Origin of the sequence: Psychromarinibacter sediminicola, from assembly GCF_029168335.1 — a bacterium.
Lineage (GTDB): Bacteria > Pseudomonadota > Alphaproteobacteria > Rhodobacterales > Rhodobacteraceae > Psychromarinibacter > Psychromarinibacter sediminicola.
Genome location: NZ_JARGYC010000267.1, coordinates 1 through 327, shown reverse-complemented (window position 1 = coordinate 327; position 327 = coordinate 1). Strand labels below are relative to the sequence as shown.

The following is a 327-nucleotide window of genomic DNA, read 5'->3' as shown; positions in this document are numbered from 1 at the left end:
GTGATCTCGCGGCTGACCGGTGAGTGGCAGCAGGAATACGACCGCTGGCAGCGGCGCGATCTCTCGGCGCGGCGGTATGTCTACATCTGGGCCGAGGGTGTCTACCTGCAGGCGCGGATGGAGGCCCAGGCGGAGTGCATTCTGGTCATTCTCGGGGCCACGCCAGAGGGGAAGAAGGAACTCGTCGGTTTCCAGGTCGGCGTGCGCGAGAGCGCACAGAGCCGGCGCGACCTGCTGGTCGACATCAAGGCCCGCGGCCTCAAGGTGCTGCCCGAAATCGCCGTCGGCGACGGAGGCATGGGGTTTTGGAAGGCCCTCGACGAGGTG

General features: G+C 67.0%; 1 protein-coding gene. It reads left to right on the top strand.

Annotated features, from left to right (window positions below; translation table 11 throughout):
• On the top strand, window positions 1-327 hold a 327-nt coding region (locus P1J78_RS25685; protein ID WP_275570122.1), incomplete at both ends, for a transposase.